The following is an 18,575-nucleotide window of genomic DNA, read 5'->3' as shown; positions in this document are numbered from 1 at the left end:
ATTAATTAAGACAAAAAATCAGGCATCACGCCTGATTTTAATTATGCTTAGCTACACTTTTGCTTACTGCCAAGCGTCTTTAATCCAATCCGATGGCAATACATAACGATACCACTTCCCACCGCCGCCGCTGACTGCATCAGGTGGATTAATCTCACCATGGAAAATAATAATTTTTGCACCTTTGGGTTTGATTGGTGGCTTAAAATAGGCGAGTGGAATTTTTTGTAGACAATGGTATTTATAACTTTTACACCAATCATCATGCCAATAACTGAGCTTACCTTCTTTATGCACAAACCAAGATAAATAAGCCTGTTCATTACGGAACTTTTGACGGATATCATCAAAATTTTCACGGAAATACGGCAAAATTTCGGGGAAAGCACCCAGTTGAAAACGATAAACGGAACTATTACCTGTAATCCGCCACGGACGTTTCCAATCGTGAATGACGAGGAATTCACCATCTTCCTGAAAGAAGCAATCTATATTATCAACAATCACCACATCCAAATCGAGGAATAATGCATTACCTTTCAAGCCGTATAAATCAGGCTCAAAGGTAGAAAGTTTATTCCAACCACGTTCAGGCGCACCTGCTGGCAAATCTAAAGGTGGGATTGGGAAACATTGTACATTGGGGTCAATCCCTTCGGTACGATCAGTGAGACAGACCATTTTAAAAGGTAGAGTCAGGTGGCGTTTGACCATGTTATACAAACGATTGACGTATTCAGCACCGTATTTGGTTCCCCATTTCATACACAAAATGATATTTTCTTCGTGTGTTGCTGAGCTTTGTTGAATGTCGACCATTTGATAACCTTGAATGCCTGAAATAATATTTTTTGCGTTGCGCGTCCGATATCGCAAGCCTTAAATAGTACGCACCGAATATTGAGCTATCTTAGCATAGGCATGATTAAATTGATTATTATAAATTCGTCAAACGATTAGGATTATTTCATAAGGATTGATGATGCTTTGATTGCAATCTGTTGACATCTTCACTATTAAAAAGCAGCTAATAAAAAAGCGAAGCCTGAGCTTCGCTTAATCGATGGTTATTTACTTATTTCACATAAGTTAACCAATGCGCATATTTATCATTACGGCCTTGAACAGCATCAAAGAAAGTCTTTTGAATTTCAGTGGTGATCGGACCACGTGAACCACAACCGATCTCACGATCATCATATTCACGAATTGGGGTTACTTCAGCAGCAGTACCCGTGAAGAAAGCTTCGTCAGCAATATAAAACTCATCACGAGTAATACGGCGCTCTACGACTTCATAGCCGAGGTCTTTAGCAATGGTCATCACTGTTTGACGAGTAATCCCTTCAAGTGCACCACCTGCTAAATCTGGGGTATGTAACACACCATCTTTGATCAAGAAGACATTTTCACCAGCGCCTTGGCAAACGAAACCTTGTGGGTCAAGCAGCATGGCTTCGTCATAACCCGCTCGAGCAACTTCTTGGTGTGCCAAGATTGATACTGTGTAGTTACCACAAGCTTTTGCTTTACACATGGTCACGTTTGGATGGTGATGCGTAAATGAAGACGTTTTTACACGGATACCGTGCGCCATTGCTTCGTCACCAAGATACGTTCCCCAAGACCATGCCGCAACCGCTGCATGAACGGTATTATCCGTTGCAGCGATGCCTAGCTTCTCAGAACCAATCCAAATCAATGGACGTAAATAGCATGACACCAATTTATTTTCACGCACGACATCAATTTGTGCTTGTTCTAAAGTCGCTTGATCAAATGGAACTTTCATTTGATAAATTTTTGCTGAATTTAATAAGCGTTTGGTGTGATCTTGCAAACGGAAGATTGCTGTACCATTCGGCGTTTCATAGGCACGAACACCCTCAAACACACCCATACTATAATGTAGTGTATGTGTTAAGACGTGAATCTTTGCATCACGCCAATCAACCATTTTTCCATCTTGCCAAATAAAACCATCACGATCAGCCAAACTCATCGCACATACTCCATTTTTTTCACTATTATTCACTTTCCAATGCTATTGCATTTGGATCAACTAATCTTTGCCATAACTTGCAAACGATCTCGCGGGTATCGTGCCAATCCGCAGCATTGACTTGCATTGATTGATTTGCAAGCGCTAGACGGTGACTCTCAGCTCGTTCACGGAGGTAAGCTTGTATTAATGCTGTGGCATCTTCACTGGATAAGCAGCCTGCTTTAGCAGCATCCTCTAAAATTCTCACATTGTCGGAAAAATGGGCGAGATCTGTATTCGTCCCACTCCATGCAAGCACTGCATACTGTGCCATAAATTCTATGTCAACGATACCACCCGCATCCTGTTTTAAATGAAAAATGCCATGTTTTTTTTGCTCAGAAGATGAACCCAAATGATCTTTCATTTTTTGGCGCATTTTGATCACTTCATCACGTACTACGTTTTCATCACGAACTTGAGTGAGGATTTTGCACCGGACCTCTTCAAACTGCTGGCACAACTGCAAATCTCCCGCAATCGAACGAGCACGCACCAAAGCTTGATGCTCCCATAACCATGCATGTTTTTGTTGATATTGCTCAAAGGCTTTCAGGCTAGTGACCAACATCCCAGCCTCGCCTGAAGGCCTTAGACGAGTATCAATTTCATAGACACGTCCATCCAAAGTTTGCGTGGTCATGAGTGACATAAATTTCTGTGCTACACGAATCGCAAACTCAGCACCACTAATACGCTTTCTTCCATCCGTTTCGCTTTGTTCTTCAAAGGCATGAATAAACACCAAATCCAAATCAGAGGCATAACCCAGTTCAATTCCACCGAGCTTGCCATAGCCAATCACAGTGAAGCCTTTTACATCTAGACTGCAACGCTGTCCATTGCTCCCCATCGGATAACCATGTCGTTGCGCAACCGCTTCATAGGCCAGATTCAAGGTTGCTTGTACGCTGACCTCCGCGATATCGGTTAGGGCATCTGAAACTTTCATCAATGGACTTTCAGCCAATACATCACTGGCAGCCACGGTTAAAACGTTGCTCTTTTTGAATAACCGCAACACACGCATTTGATCTTCAACTTGATCAATCTCGATACGCAGTAATTGCTGGCGTAGAGAATCCTCTAAGTCTTTACGTAAGGGCAAACCAAAGTCCATCGACAAGAATTCATCGAGCAATACTGGATATTGTGCTAACTCCTCACAAATCCACGGACTCACCGTTGCCATTTTCACCAAGCGTTGCAAAGCACCACGGCTTTCCATCAACATAACCAAATACACAGTACGGCGCAGTACCGACTCAACCAAAGGCATCAAACGTAACAATGCCATTTGCGGCTGATCAGACTGTAAAATCGCTTCAATCAAATGTGGCCAAAACTTCTTTAAGCGTTCGAGTGCACTTGCAGGAATTTTCTTTAAGGCTTGCCCATGCCAGAAGTTCTGAATCAGATTCTGCGCAGCGTCATCCAATACCGTATTGAGCTGCTGTTCCAACTGCTCGAAATCATCAACTGGCTCAGAAAATTCGTTTTCTTGAATCAATTGTTTAAATTGGACTTTAACCTTATCGCGCTTCTGGTTCAGCACATTTAAAAATGATGACCAATCCGCAAAGCCCAAAGTGTCCAACATACGTTGTCTAAGTTCAGGCTCAGTCGGTAAGGATTGTGTTTGCTGATCATTGAGTGCTTGGATCGCATGTTCGATGCGTCTTAGAAATAGATATGCATCTTCAAGATCAGACACCGCCTGTTGATCCAATAGTTCCGCCTGAGCCAAATGCTGCAAATTGACCAAGCATTGGCGATCGTGCAACTCTCGTCTTGATCCACCATAAATCAACTGGAAAACTTGGACGATGAACTCAATTTCACGAATCCCCCCCGCACCGAGCTTAATATCATCCTCGATATTACGGCGCATCACCTCACGCTCGATCATGGCTTTCATTTCACGCATCGCAGCAAATGCAGAATAATCAACATAACGACGAAACACAAAAGGGCGTGCCATCGCCATTAAATCTGCACCCTCTTTTCCACCAGTAATTACCCGCGCTTTAATCCACGCATAGCGTTCCCATTCCCGACCATGCTGACTTAAATATTTTTCTAAACCTATGTGGCTAATGGCCAGCGCGGAACCATCTCCCCACGGACGTAACCGCATATCCACGCGAAACACAAAACCCTCAGCGCTAATGTGATCAAGTAAATAAATGAGTTTCTGTCCCCATAAAATACAGAACTGTTGCACATCAATACACTTACGACCATTGGTTTCACCCTGTTCATCAAAGGCAAAAATCAAATCAATGTCGCTAGAAAGATTGAGTTCCTGTGCACCAAGCTTACCCATACCGATGACAATCAGGTCTTGCACCTGACCAGAATAACCGATCGGTTCACCATGCTTGGCAATCAAAGGGGCACGTGCAAAGGCTTTCGCAGCACAAATACTGGCATCTGCAAAGTCGGAAAGCTCACGAGTCAGCGTAACCACATCCGTCAGCTGATTGGCATCTTGCCAAATCCATCGAAACATCAATTTGGCACGTAAAATACGCAGCGTTTTCATCCATGCCTGTTCATCACTGATCTCTGCAACAGCAGCTTGAACCTTTTGAAAAATACTTTCTGTCGAGAGTGCGCAAAGGAATTGATCTTCGGCATAATCTTGTTCTAATTCTATTGAATATAAATTTAAAACTTGTTCAGCATACTGACTGGCAACTAAGGTTTTTTGTAGCTGTTCTGCATTCATATAAAAAAGCTCGACTAATGTCATCTTAATGAGGTCTGTAGACCTTTCTAGTTATATCAGTTACATGCTTATCTTTAAAATCTCTTTAGACCAATTTTTCTTGGCTTTTATGCTGTTCGATGCATGAATCTACATGTTCACGTGCAGCAGGTAAAAGGACGGTAAATTGAGTACCTCCGCCTTCCTTCGAGCTCGCACTAATTTCACCAAGGTTCATTTCCACGAACCGTTTACACAAGGCAAGTCCCAAACCAGCGCCTTTCTCTCCAGCTGTCCCTTTTAAACTAACGGTAATGCGGGGTTGAAATAAATCTTTTATTTGTGCTTGAGTCATACCCAAACCCGTGTCTTTAACACAAATTTCCACATGGTCACCCTTGCTTTGCGCTCGAATAAAGACTTTTCCAGCACTATCCACATCAGTAAATTTCAAGGCATTTGAAACGAGGTTCTGTATCACCGATGTGATCATATTCATATCGGCATAGACTTTAAGATTCTCATCGACTTCATTGACCAATTCAATATGCTTTTTCAAAGCCAATGTTTTTAAGATATCAGTGACAATGTTGGTAATCTGCCGCAACTTAAAGTTGATGGGATGATAAACAAAACGGCCACCCTCAGCCATTGCCCAATTCAGCAAACTTTCCAATAAGTTATAAGTCGATTGCGAAGTATCATGGAGATAGTCTGCGATATTTTGGATACTGGATTCATCTAAAGTATCACGCTCTTTCGCCAATATTTCAGAAAAGCCAAGTAAGCCATGAAATGGAGCACGTAAGTCATGTGAAATGATCGAAAAGAATTTGGTTTTACTGACATTCAAAGCCGCTTCTTGTTCGTATAATTCTTTTAATTCATCATGATTAAATTTCAACTCAAGCTGTTGCATAAAATTAACGCAGTGGGCTTGTAAGAGCTGTTTTTGTAATTCACTAAATGCTTGGGCATCCTCATCAAATAAAACCACATATCCTAATGAGGTCTGATCAGGATGTCTGAGATGCAGTGCAATGGCACTTTGAACTTTTCGCTTAAACGTATTTAAAAAGGCAATCAAGGTTGGATAGCGCGGATGCTCACTATCGATCAGATCATCATTAACAAATAATGTATTTAAACTTTTTGCAATCTTTGTAGAATCAATTGCTTGTAGTTTTTCAGGGCAACGGTGCCAAAGATAAGGTTCTTGGTGAAAAGCGAGCAATGCGGTACTGGCCTGCATCAATTTACGATTAAATTGCAGGAAATGTTCAATCAAGTTCTGTTCAGTGTTTAGGCCTAAAGACAAAGATATCTTACAAGCACTTAACTTTTCGGCCTGCTGTAATTCTAATAGTTGAATAGCCATGCCCGCCTCTCGAATATTATCATTATACGGTTGCTTACGTTTTATTAAGAAAAATGTGACAACTATCACTTAGTATTAACAAAGTTTAACATAAAAGGCAATAAATGCTTCTCATTATTTCGAAACAAAACGTGAAATTTCATTAAATTTTAACATGAACATTTGATTAAAGAGAACCGTATCACACAAGCGCTCTTCTATCATTTTAGCCGCTTTGTATTCCCCCCATCGAGAGAATGTGGAACGATTGAAGTTCCGCAAGGGCATGTATGAAAGAAGTCCACTAAAACTTGCAGACGAATAAAGCAGATAACACATATCATCAATGAGCAAAGAAGCAGTCATAGACCACTGCTCTTCGCCATTCATGTTTGTTTAAAGATTATTTAACGACAAGCAATTGAAAATTATTAATTTATAAAAGATGAAGTAATAAAAATCTTTTTATGCATAGTTATAGTATAGCGCAGTGCCATAGTCATAAAAACTCACATTATTTCCCTGACATGCAATCGAATAATAACGACCGCTTCCATAATGATACCCCTCGTAACAACCAGCAGATTTTTGTTTTATCGAGATGTATTCACCATGCCCATAGTCATAAAGGCGATATTCACCGTCATTAAACCGTCCCTCAAAATAGGTATTTCGATCATAATCAAAAAACTTTATGCACTCTTTATCGGCATGACCTGAAATACGAGGATAACAAGACTGAGTATAATCATAGATATTGCGTTTTGTGTTATTGGTTTCCAGCTTTAGTACTGCCAAAGCAAGTGCGGCTCTTTGATATGGCTTCATTATTTATCCTTTTCATAGGATCTGCTGACATTACACAAATACTGGCGACTCTAGTGTTTTCGACTTAAGCAATCCTAAACAGTACAAGGCATAACATAATGAATGATTAGAATGACAACAGATCCTGATTATTCTTCAAAAAATTTACGCCTATGGCTATAAAGCAACCACGACCTAAACTAGAGTAAAAATTAAACAAGCTTCTTAGACTAACATTTTTAATCGCCATAAAAAAACCCCAAGCCTTTAATACCAGCTTGGGGTCTTTGAATCTTGGTCCCGAGGGTCGGACTCGAACCGACACGTCATCTCTGACAGCGGATTTTGAGTCCGCCGCGTCTACCAATTTCACCACCTCGGGAAGAGTGCGATGCTTTGTGTTGCGTATCATAACCTGTTTGATTTTATTGTCAAACCCCATCTCGCACTTATTGCTCACTTTTAAATCACTCAGATATTTTTCTAGCTATAAACATCAAGCTCAGCGAAAAAACACAAAAAAGACTATACTACGCCCAATTCTTTGCAATGTTTTAGATGTATGCAACTCTCCGACTTTTCTTTTGATCTTCCAGATGAACTTATCGCTCGCTACCCATTAGAAAGCCGTAGCGCATCACGCTTATTGCATATTGATACAGCAGGTCAGTATCACGACCATGCTTTTACCGATATTTTAGATTTATTGGAAGATGGCGATTTACTGGTTCTGAATGACACCAAAGTCATGAAAGCACGATTAAAAGGGAAACGTGCCACTGGCGGTGCTATCGAAGTTTTGGTTGAACGTATGTTGGATACGCATACAGCACATTGCCATATCAAATCGAGCAACTCACCTAAAGCAGGCGCAGAACTGTATATTGGTGAAGATGCAGTTCCTGTGACGGTACAAGGTCGCCACGAAAATCTATTTGTGGTGAAATTTTCACAACCAATTTTGTCGGTGTTGGATCAATACGGTCAGTTACCGATTCCGCCTTATTTCAATCGTGAAGCTGAAGAGATTGATACAGAACGTTATCAAACGGTTTTTCATGACCCTGAAAAAATTGCCAGTGTCGCTGCTCCGACTGCAAGCTTACATTTCGACCAAGATTTGTTAGCAAAATTGGCAGCAAAAGGCATTCAAAAAACTTTTGTCACTTTGCATGTTGGTGCGGGAACCTTCATGCCAGTTCGCACCACAGACATTAGTAACCATATTATGCACAGTGAGTGGTGTGATGTACCTCAAGCGACGATTGATTTAATTTTAGCAACCAAAGCACGAGGCAATAAAGTGATTGCCGTTGGCACAACCGCGACACGTGCCTTAGAAAGTGCAGCGCAAGCAAATGGTGGTAAGATTGCAGCTTGGACAGGCGACACCCAAATCTTTATCTACCCAGGTTATCAGTTCTGTATCGTGGATCGTTTGATTACTAATTTCCATTTACCTGAATCTACGCTATTGATGCTCGTTTCAGCACTATCAAATCGGGATAATATTTTGGCGGCATATCAGCATGCAGTTGAACAACGCTATCGCTTCTTTAGTTATGGCGATGCGATGTTGATTGATCAACTCGCATAAATATCACTCATAGGCTAAATCATGGTTTAGCCTATTTTTTCAGAATGATTATTTTAAAAAAAACTATGCTATTCATATCCAATAAAATTAAAAAAACTTTTCAAAATCAATCTACTCATAATCAGTCGACCTTAAAAAATATTGAGGCCATTCGCCAATTGCTAGAGAAACAACCCTCACCAGAACTTTTAATTAACGTCTTAAAACACTGGGATGGCGAGCAAAACCTGTATATCAAGAATTACCTATACTGGACAATGTGCACGCTGAGTCTGATTTTTTTATTGGCAGGCCTTTTGTTCTCAGCTTACTATCTGATTCTTTGTGTTGTTCTGTTTGATGTTGGTACTCGTTATCGTATTCCGACAACTGAATTAGACAGCCTAAAAGAACAATTAAGAATCTATGTTCTAGAGCAGACCTATCAGGTTAAGTTTCATGCTGATAGCCCCCCCTTAAATCCTGCTTTACTGGATCATCCCTTATTTAAATTAGGTAATAAAGACAATACTGTTAAAATATTGCTAGATGGGCAATTAGTGATTAAACAAAAAACATATGATTATTCTGTTTTTAATTATCACTACACCTATCAAACAAGGACAACCGATGATCAGGGAAAAGAAATTTGGCAAACAACCCATTGTGATCTATGGGGCGTACTGATGAAGAATTTTCCATTCAAAGGCATCAGCATCTCAGCTCACTATAAACATCAATGTCATCTAGGTATAGAGTGGAAATCTAGTGATATTCTCTTTAATAAGAAGTATCAGCAAACTGGCGTAAATGAATACGAGTTTGTTAAGTTTTTAACTCCAGAAAGACTATTGTCACTGGAAAAAATGATGCAAACTTTTCATGGGGATTTTTATGTACCTCCACAAACTAATGTAATGTACTGGTTATTCAATGAATCCCCTTTAATCGAGAGTAATTATTTATTTCAGGCAATCACGGTTAATAAACTTGCTGAAACACTCGAACAACTTAAAATGCCAAAACTTCAACGTTTACAAGAAGCACTCACCAGTTTGCTCAAGACTCTCTAATTCCATCCATACTGATTAAAATAGCCCACAAGGCACTTCTTAGTTTCTGAAATTTAAAGCATAATCTATACCTCACCAATCTAATATAATGAATTGATCATCGCCATGCCGATCGACACTGTACAACAAGCACTCCATATAAGACGCAAAAAAAACGCTCAAGTTTTTCGCAATATTGCTCGGCTTTGGGATATCGGAAATAAGTCAACAACCGATCAAGAACTGCTCGATAAACTACATCCTTGGGGTGAAACGCATAGCTTGCATTTCTTTAACATACTGCCCCTACTCCTTGCGATTATCAGTGCATGCTGTTTGGTCTTCGGCTATTTTATTCATCCACACATTCAGTTTATTTGGAGCTTTTTAGGCGCATTTCTTTCTGGATTTTTAGCCTATTTGCTTTATGAACCGAAACAGCCTTTGATACAAGTAACAGAATATCTAGAACAACGCTTGATGACCCTACGTTATCATTTAAACTTCCAACAACTCCCTGCTTATCTCCCGATTCAGGCGCAGCCAACACTGGTGATCAGTCGACTTAAACAATTTTTTCCATTGTTTCATCGTGGCACGGAATCTAATGACATTACGCAATACGCCTCCACAACATGGCATGATGGTGTCACGGAACATCAGGTGCTGATCTTCCAATATCATTATGTCAGCGAACTGCCCATTCTCAGAAATGGTGATAAGAATCAACAGATCAGTAAAGAAATACACAAGGATTTATGGGGTGCATTTATTTTTCAAATGCCTGCTTTAGGAATTGCTGTCAGTAATCAACGCTCTCGTTTTTTTGAACCGTATGGCAGTGCTTGGGAAAGTAGTGATATCTCAGTCAATCGTAATCTTAAAATTTTTGGGCGAAGCCAACATGAACTCGCTAAAAGCATTAGCCCAAGTATGACCTTAAAATTACATGATTTTTTTCAACATTTTAAAGGCGATTTAATCTATCATCATCAAGAGCAAATTCTTTGTTATGTTGGTGAACAAAACCTATTAAAAACAACGAGTAAGCGCGATCAAATCAATGATATTCCAGCACTACGTGGCCATCTTCGTACCATGACCATGCCTCAATATCAAAGATTTCAAGAAATGATGCTCAATTTAATTAAATAACTCATCCTAGCCCTGATCCACAACTAAAACGGCATAAGGGATGAGGAACGATAAAAGTTCGACTAGGTAAATAATAAAGGGGAATGGCAATGACAGGTTTACTCATTTTCTTGGGGATTTTTGTTGTACTCATCGTTTGGGGGATTCATATCCGCAACACGATCGTGCGGTATTTCAATGCCACCAAACGTGCTTGGGCAGAAGTTGCCAATTTTGAGCGCCAGAAAGTCAAAACACTAGAAGCACTCGAAGATACTCTAAGTAAGTACACAGTCTTTGAGAAATCGACCTTAGAGCAAGTAACTGCATTACGTCAGCAGATCATGAATCTCAATATCAATGATACCGATATTGCCAAGTTACAACACATCGAAAAATTAAATAGCGATTTGATGCGTAGTTTAAATGTTGTGGTTGAAAATTATCCAGAGCTGAAAGCAGATACGCTATACACTAAGATGATGGATGATATTCAAGAACTGAATGAAAATGTCGGTGCAGCGATTACCATCTTTAACCGCAATGTCGAATTGTTTAATAATCACATTCAAGTTTTTCCAAACAATTTGGTCAATACCATCACTTTATCAAAGAAAGCGATTCGCCCTTTCCGTGATCCCGTGATTGATCGTAATTTTGACTATAAACCGAATTTTTAACGCCAGCTACATTTAGTAGTAGAACTGCGCGCCATAATCAAGGAAAATAGCCGTTTTTGATCAGCGAACTGTTTTTTCGCCTCCTAGTACTCCCTTAAAGGGTACTTCGATCTTGCTCGGGTTATGACATGAAATTTGAAAAATTAGGCCAGTCGGGACGCGCCCGTCGTGGTCGACTCACTCTAGAACATGGTGTGGTTGAAACGCCAGTGTTCATGCCTGTCGGTACTTATGGTACGGTCAAAGGCATGTTGCCTCGTGATCTTGAAGAAATTCAAGCACAGATTATCTTAGGCAATACCTTCCATTTATATTTACGCCCCGGCTTAGAAGTCATTAAAGAGCATGGTGGTCTACATGAGTTTATCAAGTGGGATAAACCAATTTTGACCGACTCAGGCGGCTTCCAAGTGTTTAGCTTGGGTGCAATGCGTAAAATTAAAGAAGAAGGCGTGACGTTCCGTTCTCCAATTGACGGCTCAAAAGTCTTCTTATCTCCTGAAATTTCGATGGAAATTCAACAAGTCCTCAATTCAGATATCGTTATGATCTTTGATGAGTGCACGCCCTACCCTGCAACCCATGAAGAAGCGCAAAAATCTTTACAGCTTTCTTTACGTTGGGCCAAGCGTTGTAAAACCCACCATCATGATGAACTCAAGAATAAAAATGCCCTATTCGGCATTATTCAAGGTGGCATGTACGAAGATCTGCGTGATGAATCACTCACAGGTTTGTTAGACATTGGCTTTGATGGCTATGCGATTGGTGGTTTATCTGTCGGCGAGCCAAAAGATGAAATGATCAAGGTGCTTGATTATTTACCTAATAAAATGCCAGAGGATAAACCACGTTACCTTATGGGTGTCGGTAAGCCTGAAGACATCGTGGAAGCGGTTCGTCGCGGTGTTGATATGTTTGACTGCGTGATGCCGACACGTAATGCACGTAATGGGCATTATTTTGTCACTGATGGTTTGGTCAGAATTCGTAATAGTCGATATCGTCATGATCAAGGTCCTTTAGACCCACATTGTGATTGTTACACTTGTAAAAACTTTAGTCGTGCCTATTTATATCATTTAGAGAAGTGTGGAGAAATGTTGGCATCGATGCTCGGCACAATCCATAACCTCCGTTACTACCAACGCTTGACGCAAGGGATGCGTGATGCGCTGGAAAACGATACATTTGATGCCTATGTACAGGACTTTTATGCACGTCGTGGATTAGAAGTTCCACCTTGTCCAAATTAATTCATCTGGATTTGCACGCAAAGCCAAGACAAGGTACATTGCAAAACGAATTGGAACTTATTGTCAATTTTTTGACCTTTTTTAAACTTTAGGAAATCAAAATGAGCTTTTTCATTTCTACTGCCCACGCTGCTGATGCTGCTCAACAAGGCCCAAGTCTTATGGCAAATATATTGATGATCGCGGTATTTGTTGCGATCTTTTATTTCTTAATCTGGCGTCCTCAAGCAAAACGTGCCAAAGAGCATCGTAGCTTGGTTGATAGTCTTGGTGTTGGTAGTGAAATCGTATTTGCTGGCGGCTTAATGGGCAAAATCATTCGCTTAGATGGTGACTTTGCAACTGTTGAACTGAGCCGTGGTGTAGAAGTTAAAATTCAACGTGCAAGCGTTATTTCAGTGTTACCTGAAGGCACACTCAATAACCTTTAATCATAAGATAGTCGTGCCTCAGCACGACTTTTTCATTTAAGAAGAAAGCGAATGCGTTACCCTGCATGGAAATATTTACTGATCATTGTGGTATTTGTGATCAGTACGTTATATGCACTTCCTAGTCTGTATCCTGATGAACCTGCTGTCCAAATTTCGGGCGCAAAAGCAGGTACTCAGATTGATCAGAGTGTCGTGCAAAAAGCTGAGCAGATTTTAAAAACTGCCAATATTAGCAGTCACGATAATAGTTTCTCTAATAATGCAGCTTTATTACGTTTAGACTCATCAGAAGAACAACTGAAGGCGAAAGCGATTCTGAGCCGTGATTTAGGCGAAGACTACGTGATTGCGCTCAATCTTGCGCCAACAACACCAGAATGGTTGCAAAAGATTGGGGCTAAACCGATGAAACTCGGCTTAGACTTACGTGGTGGTGTACATTTCTTGCTCGAAGTCGACATGGATAAAGCCATTAGTCAGCGAATGGAAACATCTGCGACTGATTTGCGTCGTCAATTTCGTGACAATAAAATTAAATTCAATAATCTCGCTTTAAGTAACAACACCATTACCGTCCAGTTTGCAGAGAATGCAGACCGAGAAGCTGCGGCTGATTTCTTACGTCGTAACGGTAACGAGTTTACGCAGCAGCCAGTTGCTACCGCAACAGGTGCAACCTTAAGACTGAGCTACACTGATGCACGTCGTCAAGAAATTCAATCTTATGCAGTGAACCAAAACTTAACCACCTTACGTAACCGTATTAATGAATTGGGTGTTGCTGAGGCATTGGTACAAACCCAAGGCAGCAATCGTATCGTGGTGGAGTTACCAGGGATACAAGACACTGCTGAAGCAAAACGTGTTTTAGGTCGCACAGCGAACTTAGAATTCCGCTTAGTTGCCGATAGCAATGATCAATATATTGATCCTTACACGCGTCAATATAATGGGCAACCTGTTCCTCCTGGAACAGAAGTGTTTGCTTTTGAATCAATGGATAGTGGTCGTCAATTATTGCTCAATCGTAGTCGTATTTTGACTGGCGAACGCGTTCAAAATGCAAGTTCGGGCTTTAGCCAAGATTCAGGTGGCGCGGAAGTAAATATTACCTTGGATAGCGCTGGCGGCAAACTCATGGCTGACGGCACACGTAATGCGGTTGGTAAACGTATGGCGGTTTTGTTTATCGAAAATAAACAAAGAATCAGTTATGTTGCCGATCCGGAGACTGGTGCACAAACTGAGGTGCGCACGCCATATACCGAATCTGTGGTCATCAATGCAGCCACGATTCAAGCGGTATTAGGTTCACAATTCCGTATTACGGGCTTAGATTCACCACAAGAAGCGGCTGAACTTGCACTGATGCTTCGTGCAGGTGCTTTGGCTGCACCGATGTATTTCGTTGAAGAACGTGTGGTTGGTCCTAGTCTCGGTAAAGAGAATATTGAGAAAGGGGTTCAGTCGACCATTATCGGCTTTATCTTAGTCGCAATTTGGATGGTGGTTTTCTTCCGTCTATTTGGTTTCATCGCAAACTTTGCACTCGTCTTAAACTTAGCAATGATTTTGACTGTGATGTCATGGTTAGGTGCATCCCTTACCCTTCCAGGGATTGCAGGTATCGTCATTACCATTGGTATGGCGGTTGATGCTAACGTTCTGATTTGTGAGCGTATCCGAGAAGAAATACGATGGGGCGCTTCACCAAAACAAGCCATTGTGGCGGGCTATGATCGTGCCTATAACACGATTCTTGACTCCAACTTAACCACTTTCCTTGTTGCATTTATCTTATTCGCTATTGGTACGGGTCCGATCAAAGGCTTCGCTGTGACGCTGATGATTGGTATTGTTTGTTCGATGTTTACTGCGATTACAGTCACACGTGCAATTGTGCAACTCATTTATGGCAAACGCCGTAATTTGACCAAGTTGAGTATTTAAGGAGATTGATATGACTAATCTGACTCAACGAGATTCAAAGCAATACGGTCGTCCCGATGATTTAAAAATCATCCCATTTATGAAGATTGCCAAACCTGCGGCAATCATCTCAATCTTACTGACGATTGCCAGTCTGTTCTTTATTGCAACCAAAGGTCTAAATCTCGGTTTGGACTTTACCGGTGGTGTTTCTGCTGAGTTGAATTATGAACAAGCCGTTCAACCATCGCAGATTGTACAAGCACTGAGTCAAGCTGGATTTAAAGATGCAGTTGTTCAGACCCTAGGCAGTAATACGGACCTCATCGTTCGTATGCCTGTACAGGATGATTTAGAGGTTGAAGACCTCAGCAACAGCATTACCAAAGCAGTTCAGCTACCGAATAATACTGTTAACGTTCATAAAGTGGATGCGGTCGGTGGTGCGGTTGGTAACGAACTCTATGTTCGTTCTGCTGGTGCGGTTGCACTTGCGCTGATCCTGATGTTGATCTATGTCACCATTCGTTTCGAGTTTAAGCTTGCGATGGGTGCTGTGATGTCGTTATTCCACGATATTGTCATCATTCTAGGTGCATTTGCATTGTTCCAATGGCCATTTGACTTGACCGTTTTGGCAGCATTGTTAGCGATTATCGGTTTCTCGCTCAACGATAACATCGTGGTATCGGATCGTATTCGTGAAAACTTCCGTAAGATCCGTGACACCAGTTCGCAAGAGATCATTGATATTGCCTTAACCGAAACCTTACGTCGTACTCTCCACACTTCTGCAACGTTATTGCTGGTTGTGGTGGCTATGTTCTTCTTGGGTGGTGATGGTCTACATTGGTTCTCGGCGGCGATGATTGTCGGTGTGTTTGTCGGTACTTATTCATCTATTTATATCGGTACTGCATACGCATTATGGCGTGGTCTAGATCGTCAAGATTTTATCGTACAAGTGAAGCCTGAATTTGAAGAAGACGAGATTCCTTAAACCTCTCCCCTCTTTTTGATTCAAAGAAAATGCCAGTGTAATCACTGGCATTTTTTTGAGTAAAGGATTTGAACATCTATGAAAAGCCAACTAAAAACAGTAAAAACTAATGCTGAATCATCTGGATTTGTGGAAACTGAAACCCTCGACAAGACTGCTCTGCTCGCCATGCAACTGTCACCACAACACGATTTAAGATGAAATTCTGATAGGCAAAAGTGCCGATCAATGGATGCGTACACATTCCACCATGATTTGATGAATGAACTTGCGTATTTAAGCTATTTAAATCTAATCGAATACCTAGGCCAGAAGCTTTTAAAATCGCTTCTTTTGTGGTCCAAACTTTAAACCAATACTCCTGATCTTGTTCAGATTGCTGCCATATTTGATATTCTTCAGGATGAAAAGCATGTTGCGCCAAAGCATCAAAACGTACTTTTCGATCCAACTCTTCGACATCGACCCCAATATCCCTCACTCGCTCGCTCATGGCCAAAGCATAGTATTGTTGACTATGTGAATGGTTAAAATGTAGTGAATGCGAGTTTAAAAAAGGTTTGCCCTGTTCATGTTTGGAAATGTTTAAATCTTCAATTTCGCAGGCTAACTTTTTTGCGAGTAGCTGGTTGCGATAAGCTTGAATCTGATCTTTTTTATAATGGTTAAATGAACGCAAATCAGCAAAGTCTGTTTTATTCTGATCAAGAAGCTGAGCCAATGCCTGAACATGTATTTCGATTTTAGATGACATGATTAACAGCCTCTCATTATAAAAAAGCCCAAAACAAAGTTTGGGCTTTTGACTTTATCTTTGATTAACGCTTCATCTTCTTCTCAGCTTTTTTGAACTTCTGTACATAACGGCGTTTACGTGCAGCAACACGCTCATCGACCATAGATTTACGACCTTCAAATGGATTGTCTGAAGTTTTGAAATCAACACGAACAGGCGTTCCTTCCAACTTATACACTTTACGGAACACATTTTCGAGATAGCGACGATAGTCCGCAGGGGTTTTATCAACCTTATTACCGTGAACAACGATCGTGGGTGGGTTTTGTCCACCCATATGCGCATAACGCATTTTAATTCGCTTACCACCAATCATTGGCGGTTGATGCGCTTCTGTTGCATCATTCAAAATCTGGGTGAGTTTTGCAGGTGAAACTTTTAAATGTGACGATTCATAAGCACGATGGATGGTTGGATACATTTCCCCCACACCAGTACCATGCAATGCAGAGATTAAATGTACTTTCGCCCAAGGAATAAAATCAAAGCGACGATCGACATCCAACTTACATTGTTTACGGTCATATTCGGTCATGTTGTCCCATTTATTAATGGCAATCAACATGGCACGTCCAGCTTCTAGTGCATAACCAATCAGATGCAAATCTTGTTCGACCACACCTTCACGCGCATCCAGAACCACAACAATGACATGTGCATCTTTAATCGCTTGCAGCGTTTTAACAATTGAGAATTTCTCAATCATTTCGTCTACTTTACCTTTACGGCGCACACCAGCAGTGTCAATCAAGGTGTATTTACGACCATCACGCTCAAACGGAATATAGATAGAATCACGTGTTGTACCAGGCTCATCAAATGCAACCACACGGTCTTCGCCGAGCAAACGGTTGACCAAAGTCGACTTGCCCACATTTGGACGACCAATAATAGCTAAGCGTAAGCCTGTAGCCTTATCATGTGCTTCATCGCTTTCATCTTCAGGAACATCAACTAAGACATCCTCAAGCATTTGCTGCACGCCACGTCCGTGACTGGCAGCCACTTGTAAGGGTTCACCCATGCCAAGCTTATAAAACTCAACCAAAGCCGCTTCAGCGTGAACACCATCCACTTTATTGGCAACGAGGTAGATTTTTTTGCCTAATGTACGTAGTTCACGTGCGATTTGTTCGTCCGAAGCCAATAGACCTGCACGGGCATCGACTACAAAAACGATAATGTCAGCTTCATTGATTGCAGTTTTTGACTGCTCTGCCATGTACGAATCAATACCGCCTTCATTTTCACCGATACCACCTGTATCGACGACAATAAATGATTTATTTTGAAAAACCGCATCACCATATTTGCGGTCACGAGTTAAACCAGCGAAGTCAGCAACCAAAGCATCACGACTTTTTGTGATTTGGTTAAATAGCGTTGATTTTCCGACGTTTGGACGACCAATGAGCGCAATAACGGGTTTCATAAATTACCTTAATCTGAGTTAGATTTTTAAAATCATCATAACGGTGTCTTGCCGAATTCTCATCCAACACTTGGATAAGCCTTCAGCTGGACTTACTTTGGTTTTGCCCTGAGAAGCGTTTGAAGCTTCGTAAAGGCAAAGGCAGTTATCCATACTCCACAAGACTCAATTCTCATACCATACTCGCAGCACAGCTACTCGTCTTACACTCAGACAAAGCGTTGCTTTGTTTATCTTCGCTCAGGTTGCGGATGATCCTAACGAGTATCATATTTGGATTGAAAAAATTTATGCTGAAATTTAGATTCTATAAAAAATGCAGGGCATGGTATTTTGCCATGCCCTATTTTTTAATTTTACCACAAGCT

15 protein-coding genes and 1 tRNA gene are annotated in these 18,575 nt (G+C 41.0%); 8 read left to right on the top strand and 8 right to left on the bottom strand.

Annotated features, from left to right (window positions below; genetic code table 11):
- Positions 1 to 63: 63 nt before the first annotated feature.
- The 6 genes from J2Y37_RS03365 to J2Y37_RS03340 all read right to left on the bottom strand — a co-directional run bounded on the left by J2Y37_RS03365 (position 64) and on the right by J2Y37_RS03340 (position 7,300).
- A complete protein-coding gene (locus J2Y37_RS03365) occupies positions 64 to 819 on the bottom strand; it encodes a glycosyltransferase (protein ID WP_349031865.1) in 756 nt (251 codons plus the stop codon).
- A gap of 256 nt (positions 820 to 1,075) precedes the next feature.
- On the bottom strand, positions 1,076 to 2,002 hold the full coding sequence (locus J2Y37_RS03360; protein WP_004669582.1) for a branched-chain amino acid transaminase: 927 nt from the start codon (positions 2,000 to 2,002) through the stop codon (positions 1,076 to 1,078).
- Between the two features lie 25 nt (positions 2,003 to 2,027).
- Positions 2,028 to 4,775 carry a bifunctional [glutamate--ammonia ligase]-adenylyl-L-tyrosine phosphorylase/[glutamate--ammonia-ligase] adenylyltransferase gene (gene glnE / locus J2Y37_RS03355; RefSeq protein WP_349031864.1) on the bottom strand — a complete coding sequence of 916 codons (2,748 nt, stop codon included), beginning with the start codon at positions 4,773 to 4,775 and terminating at the stop codon, positions 2,028 to 2,030.
- Between the two features lie 85 nt (positions 4,776 to 4,860).
- A complete protein-coding gene (locus J2Y37_RS03350; RefSeq protein WP_349031863.1) occupies positions 4,861 to 6,132 on the bottom strand; it encodes a HAMP domain-containing sensor histidine kinase in 1,272 nt (423 codons plus the stop codon).
- 444 nt (positions 6,133 to 6,576) lie between these two features.
- Positions 6,577 to 6,939 (bottom strand): hypothetical protein, encoded by a 363-nt coding sequence (locus J2Y37_RS03345; RefSeq protein WP_005195291.1) that lies wholly within the window; start codon positions 6,937 to 6,939, stop codon positions 6,577 to 6,579.
- Positions 6,940 to 7,213: 274 nt separating this feature from the next.
- Positions 7,214 to 7,300 (bottom strand) — tRNA-Leu (locus J2Y37_RS03340).
- A 180-nt stretch (positions 7,301 to 7,480) separates the two neighbouring features.
- Here J2Y37_RS03340 and queA point away from each other — a divergent pair.
- The 8 genes from queA to secF all read left to right on the top strand — a co-directional run bounded on the left by queA (position 7,481) and on the right by secF (position 15,979).
- Complete coding sequence (gene queA, locus J2Y37_RS03335) at positions 7,481 to 8,515, top strand: tRNA preQ1(34) S-adenosylmethionine ribosyltransferase-isomerase QueA (RefSeq protein WP_349031862.1); 1,035 nt, start codon at positions 7,481 to 7,483, stop codon at positions 8,513 to 8,515.
- A gap of 44 nt (positions 8,516 to 8,559) precedes the next feature.
- Positions 8,560 to 9,567, top strand: a complete 1,008-nt coding sequence (locus J2Y37_RS03330; protein WP_349031861.1) for a hypothetical protein — start codon at positions 8,560 to 8,562, stop codon at positions 9,565 to 9,567.
- 105 nt (positions 9,568 to 9,672) lie between these two features.
- Positions 9,673 to 10,701: a hypothetical protein gene (locus J2Y37_RS03325; protein ID WP_349031860.1), complete on the top strand. Its 1,029-nt coding sequence runs from the start codon at positions 9,673 to 9,675 to the stop codon at positions 10,699 to 10,701.
- An 89-nt stretch (positions 10,702 to 10,790) separates the two neighbouring features.
- The gene (locus tag J2Y37_RS03320) at positions 10,791 to 11,360 is read left to right on the top strand and encodes a LemA family protein (RefSeq protein ID WP_349031859.1); all 570 of its coding nucleotides are present in this window, start codon (positions 10,791 to 10,793) and stop codon (positions 11,358 to 11,360) included.
- A 128-nt stretch (positions 11,361 to 11,488) separates the two neighbouring features.
- Complete coding sequence (gene tgt, locus J2Y37_RS03315) at positions 11,489 to 12,616, top strand: tRNA guanosine(34) transglycosylase Tgt (protein ID WP_004669594.1); 1,128 nt, start codon at positions 11,489 to 11,491, stop codon at positions 12,614 to 12,616.
- Positions 12,617 to 12,717: 101 nt separating this feature from the next.
- Positions 12,718 to 13,047, top strand: a complete 330-nt coding sequence (yajC, locus tag J2Y37_RS03310; RefSeq protein ID WP_004669596.1) for a preprotein translocase subunit YajC — start codon at positions 12,718 to 12,720, stop codon at positions 13,045 to 13,047.
- Between the two features lie 51 nt (positions 13,048 to 13,098).
- Complete coding sequence (gene secD / locus J2Y37_RS03305; RefSeq protein WP_349031858.1) at positions 13,099 to 15,000, top strand: protein translocase subunit SecD; 1,902 nt, start codon at positions 13,099 to 13,101, stop codon at positions 14,998 to 15,000.
- A 10-nt stretch (positions 15,001 to 15,010) separates the two neighbouring features.
- A complete protein-coding gene (secF, locus tag J2Y37_RS03300; RefSeq protein ID WP_349031857.1) occupies positions 15,011 to 15,979 on the top strand; it encodes a protein translocase subunit SecF in 969 nt (322 codons plus the stop codon).
- A gap of 106 nt (positions 15,980 to 16,085) precedes the next feature.
- Here the strand turns inward: secF and J2Y37_RS03295 are convergent, their stop codons facing one another.
- Entirely contained in the window at positions 16,086 to 16,733 is a 648-nt protein-coding gene (locus J2Y37_RS03295) for a 4'-phosphopantetheinyl transferase superfamily protein (RefSeq protein WP_349031856.1), read from the bottom strand.
- Positions 16,734 to 16,797: 64 nt separating this feature from the next.
- The gene (der, locus tag J2Y37_RS03290; RefSeq protein ID WP_004669600.1) at positions 16,798 to 18,207 is read right to left on the bottom strand and encodes a ribosome biogenesis GTPase Der; all 1,410 of its coding nucleotides are present in this window, start codon (positions 18,205 to 18,207) and stop codon (positions 16,798 to 16,800) included.
- Positions 18,208 to 18,575: the final 368 nt, after the last annotated feature.

It is taken from the genome of Acinetobacter sp. 3657, assembly GCF_031456775.1.
In the GTDB taxonomy this organism is placed as follows: Bacteria; Pseudomonadota; Gammaproteobacteria; order Pseudomonadales; family Moraxellaceae; genus Acinetobacter.
Note: the sequence above shows the minus strand (reverse complement) of the source record. Positions and strands in the feature narration are given on the sequence as shown.

What these genes read in the sequence shown, in the direction of transcription:
- secF (WP_349031857.1), top strand. Translation starts at nt 15,011, where the DNA reads ATGACTAATCTGACTCAACGAGATTCAAAGCAATACGGTCGTCCCGAT.
- J2Y37_RS03345 (WP_005195291.1), bottom strand. Translation starts at nt 6,939, where the DNA reads ATGAAGCCATATCAAAGAGCCGCACTTGCTTTGGCAGTACTAAAGCTG.
- secD (WP_349031858.1), top strand. Translation starts at nt 13,099, where the DNA reads ATGCGTTACCCTGCATGGAAATATTTACTGATCATTGTGGTATTTGTG.
- tgt (WP_004669594.1), top strand. Translation starts at nt 11,489, where the DNA reads ATGAAATTTGAAAAATTAGGCCAGTCGGGACGCGCCCGTCGTGGTCGA.
- yajC (WP_004669596.1), top strand. Translation starts at nt 12,718, where the DNA reads ATGAGCTTTTTCATTTCTACTGCCCACGCTGCTGATGCTGCTCAACAA.
- J2Y37_RS03360 (WP_004669582.1), bottom strand. Translation starts at nt 2,002, where the DNA reads ATGAGTTTGGCTGATCGTGATGGTTTTATTTGGCAAGATGGAAAAATG.
- der (WP_004669600.1), bottom strand. Translation starts at nt 18,207, where the DNA reads ATGAAACCCGTTATTGCGCTCATTGGTCGTCCAAACGTCGGAAAATCA.
- glnE (WP_349031864.1), bottom strand. Translation starts at nt 4,775, where the DNA reads ATGAATGCAGAACAGCTACAAAAAACCTTAGTTGCCAGTCAGTATGCT.
- J2Y37_RS03330 (WP_349031861.1), top strand. Translation starts at nt 8,560, where the DNA reads ATGATTATTTTAAAAAAAACTATGCTATTCATATCCAATAAAATTAAA.
- queA (WP_349031862.1), top strand. Translation starts at nt 7,481, where the DNA reads ATGCAACTCTCCGACTTTTCTTTTGATCTTCCAGATGAACTTATCGCT.
- J2Y37_RS03350 (WP_349031863.1), bottom strand. Translation starts at nt 6,132, where the DNA reads ATGGCTATTCAACTATTAGAATTACAGCAGGCCGAAAAGTTAAGTGCT.
- J2Y37_RS03295 (WP_349031856.1), bottom strand. Translation starts at nt 16,733, where the DNA reads ATGTCATCTAAAATCGAAATACATGTTCAGGCATTGGCTCAGCTTCTT.
- J2Y37_RS03365 (WP_349031865.1), bottom strand. Translation starts at nt 819, where the DNA reads ATGGTCGACATTCAACAAAGCTCAGCAACACACGAAGAAAATATCATT.
- J2Y37_RS03325 (WP_349031860.1), top strand. Translation starts at nt 9,673, where the DNA reads ATGCCGATCGACACTGTACAACAAGCACTCCATATAAGACGCAAAAAA.
- J2Y37_RS03320 (WP_349031859.1), top strand. Translation starts at nt 10,791, where the DNA reads ATGACAGGTTTACTCATTTTCTTGGGGATTTTTGTTGTACTCATCGTT.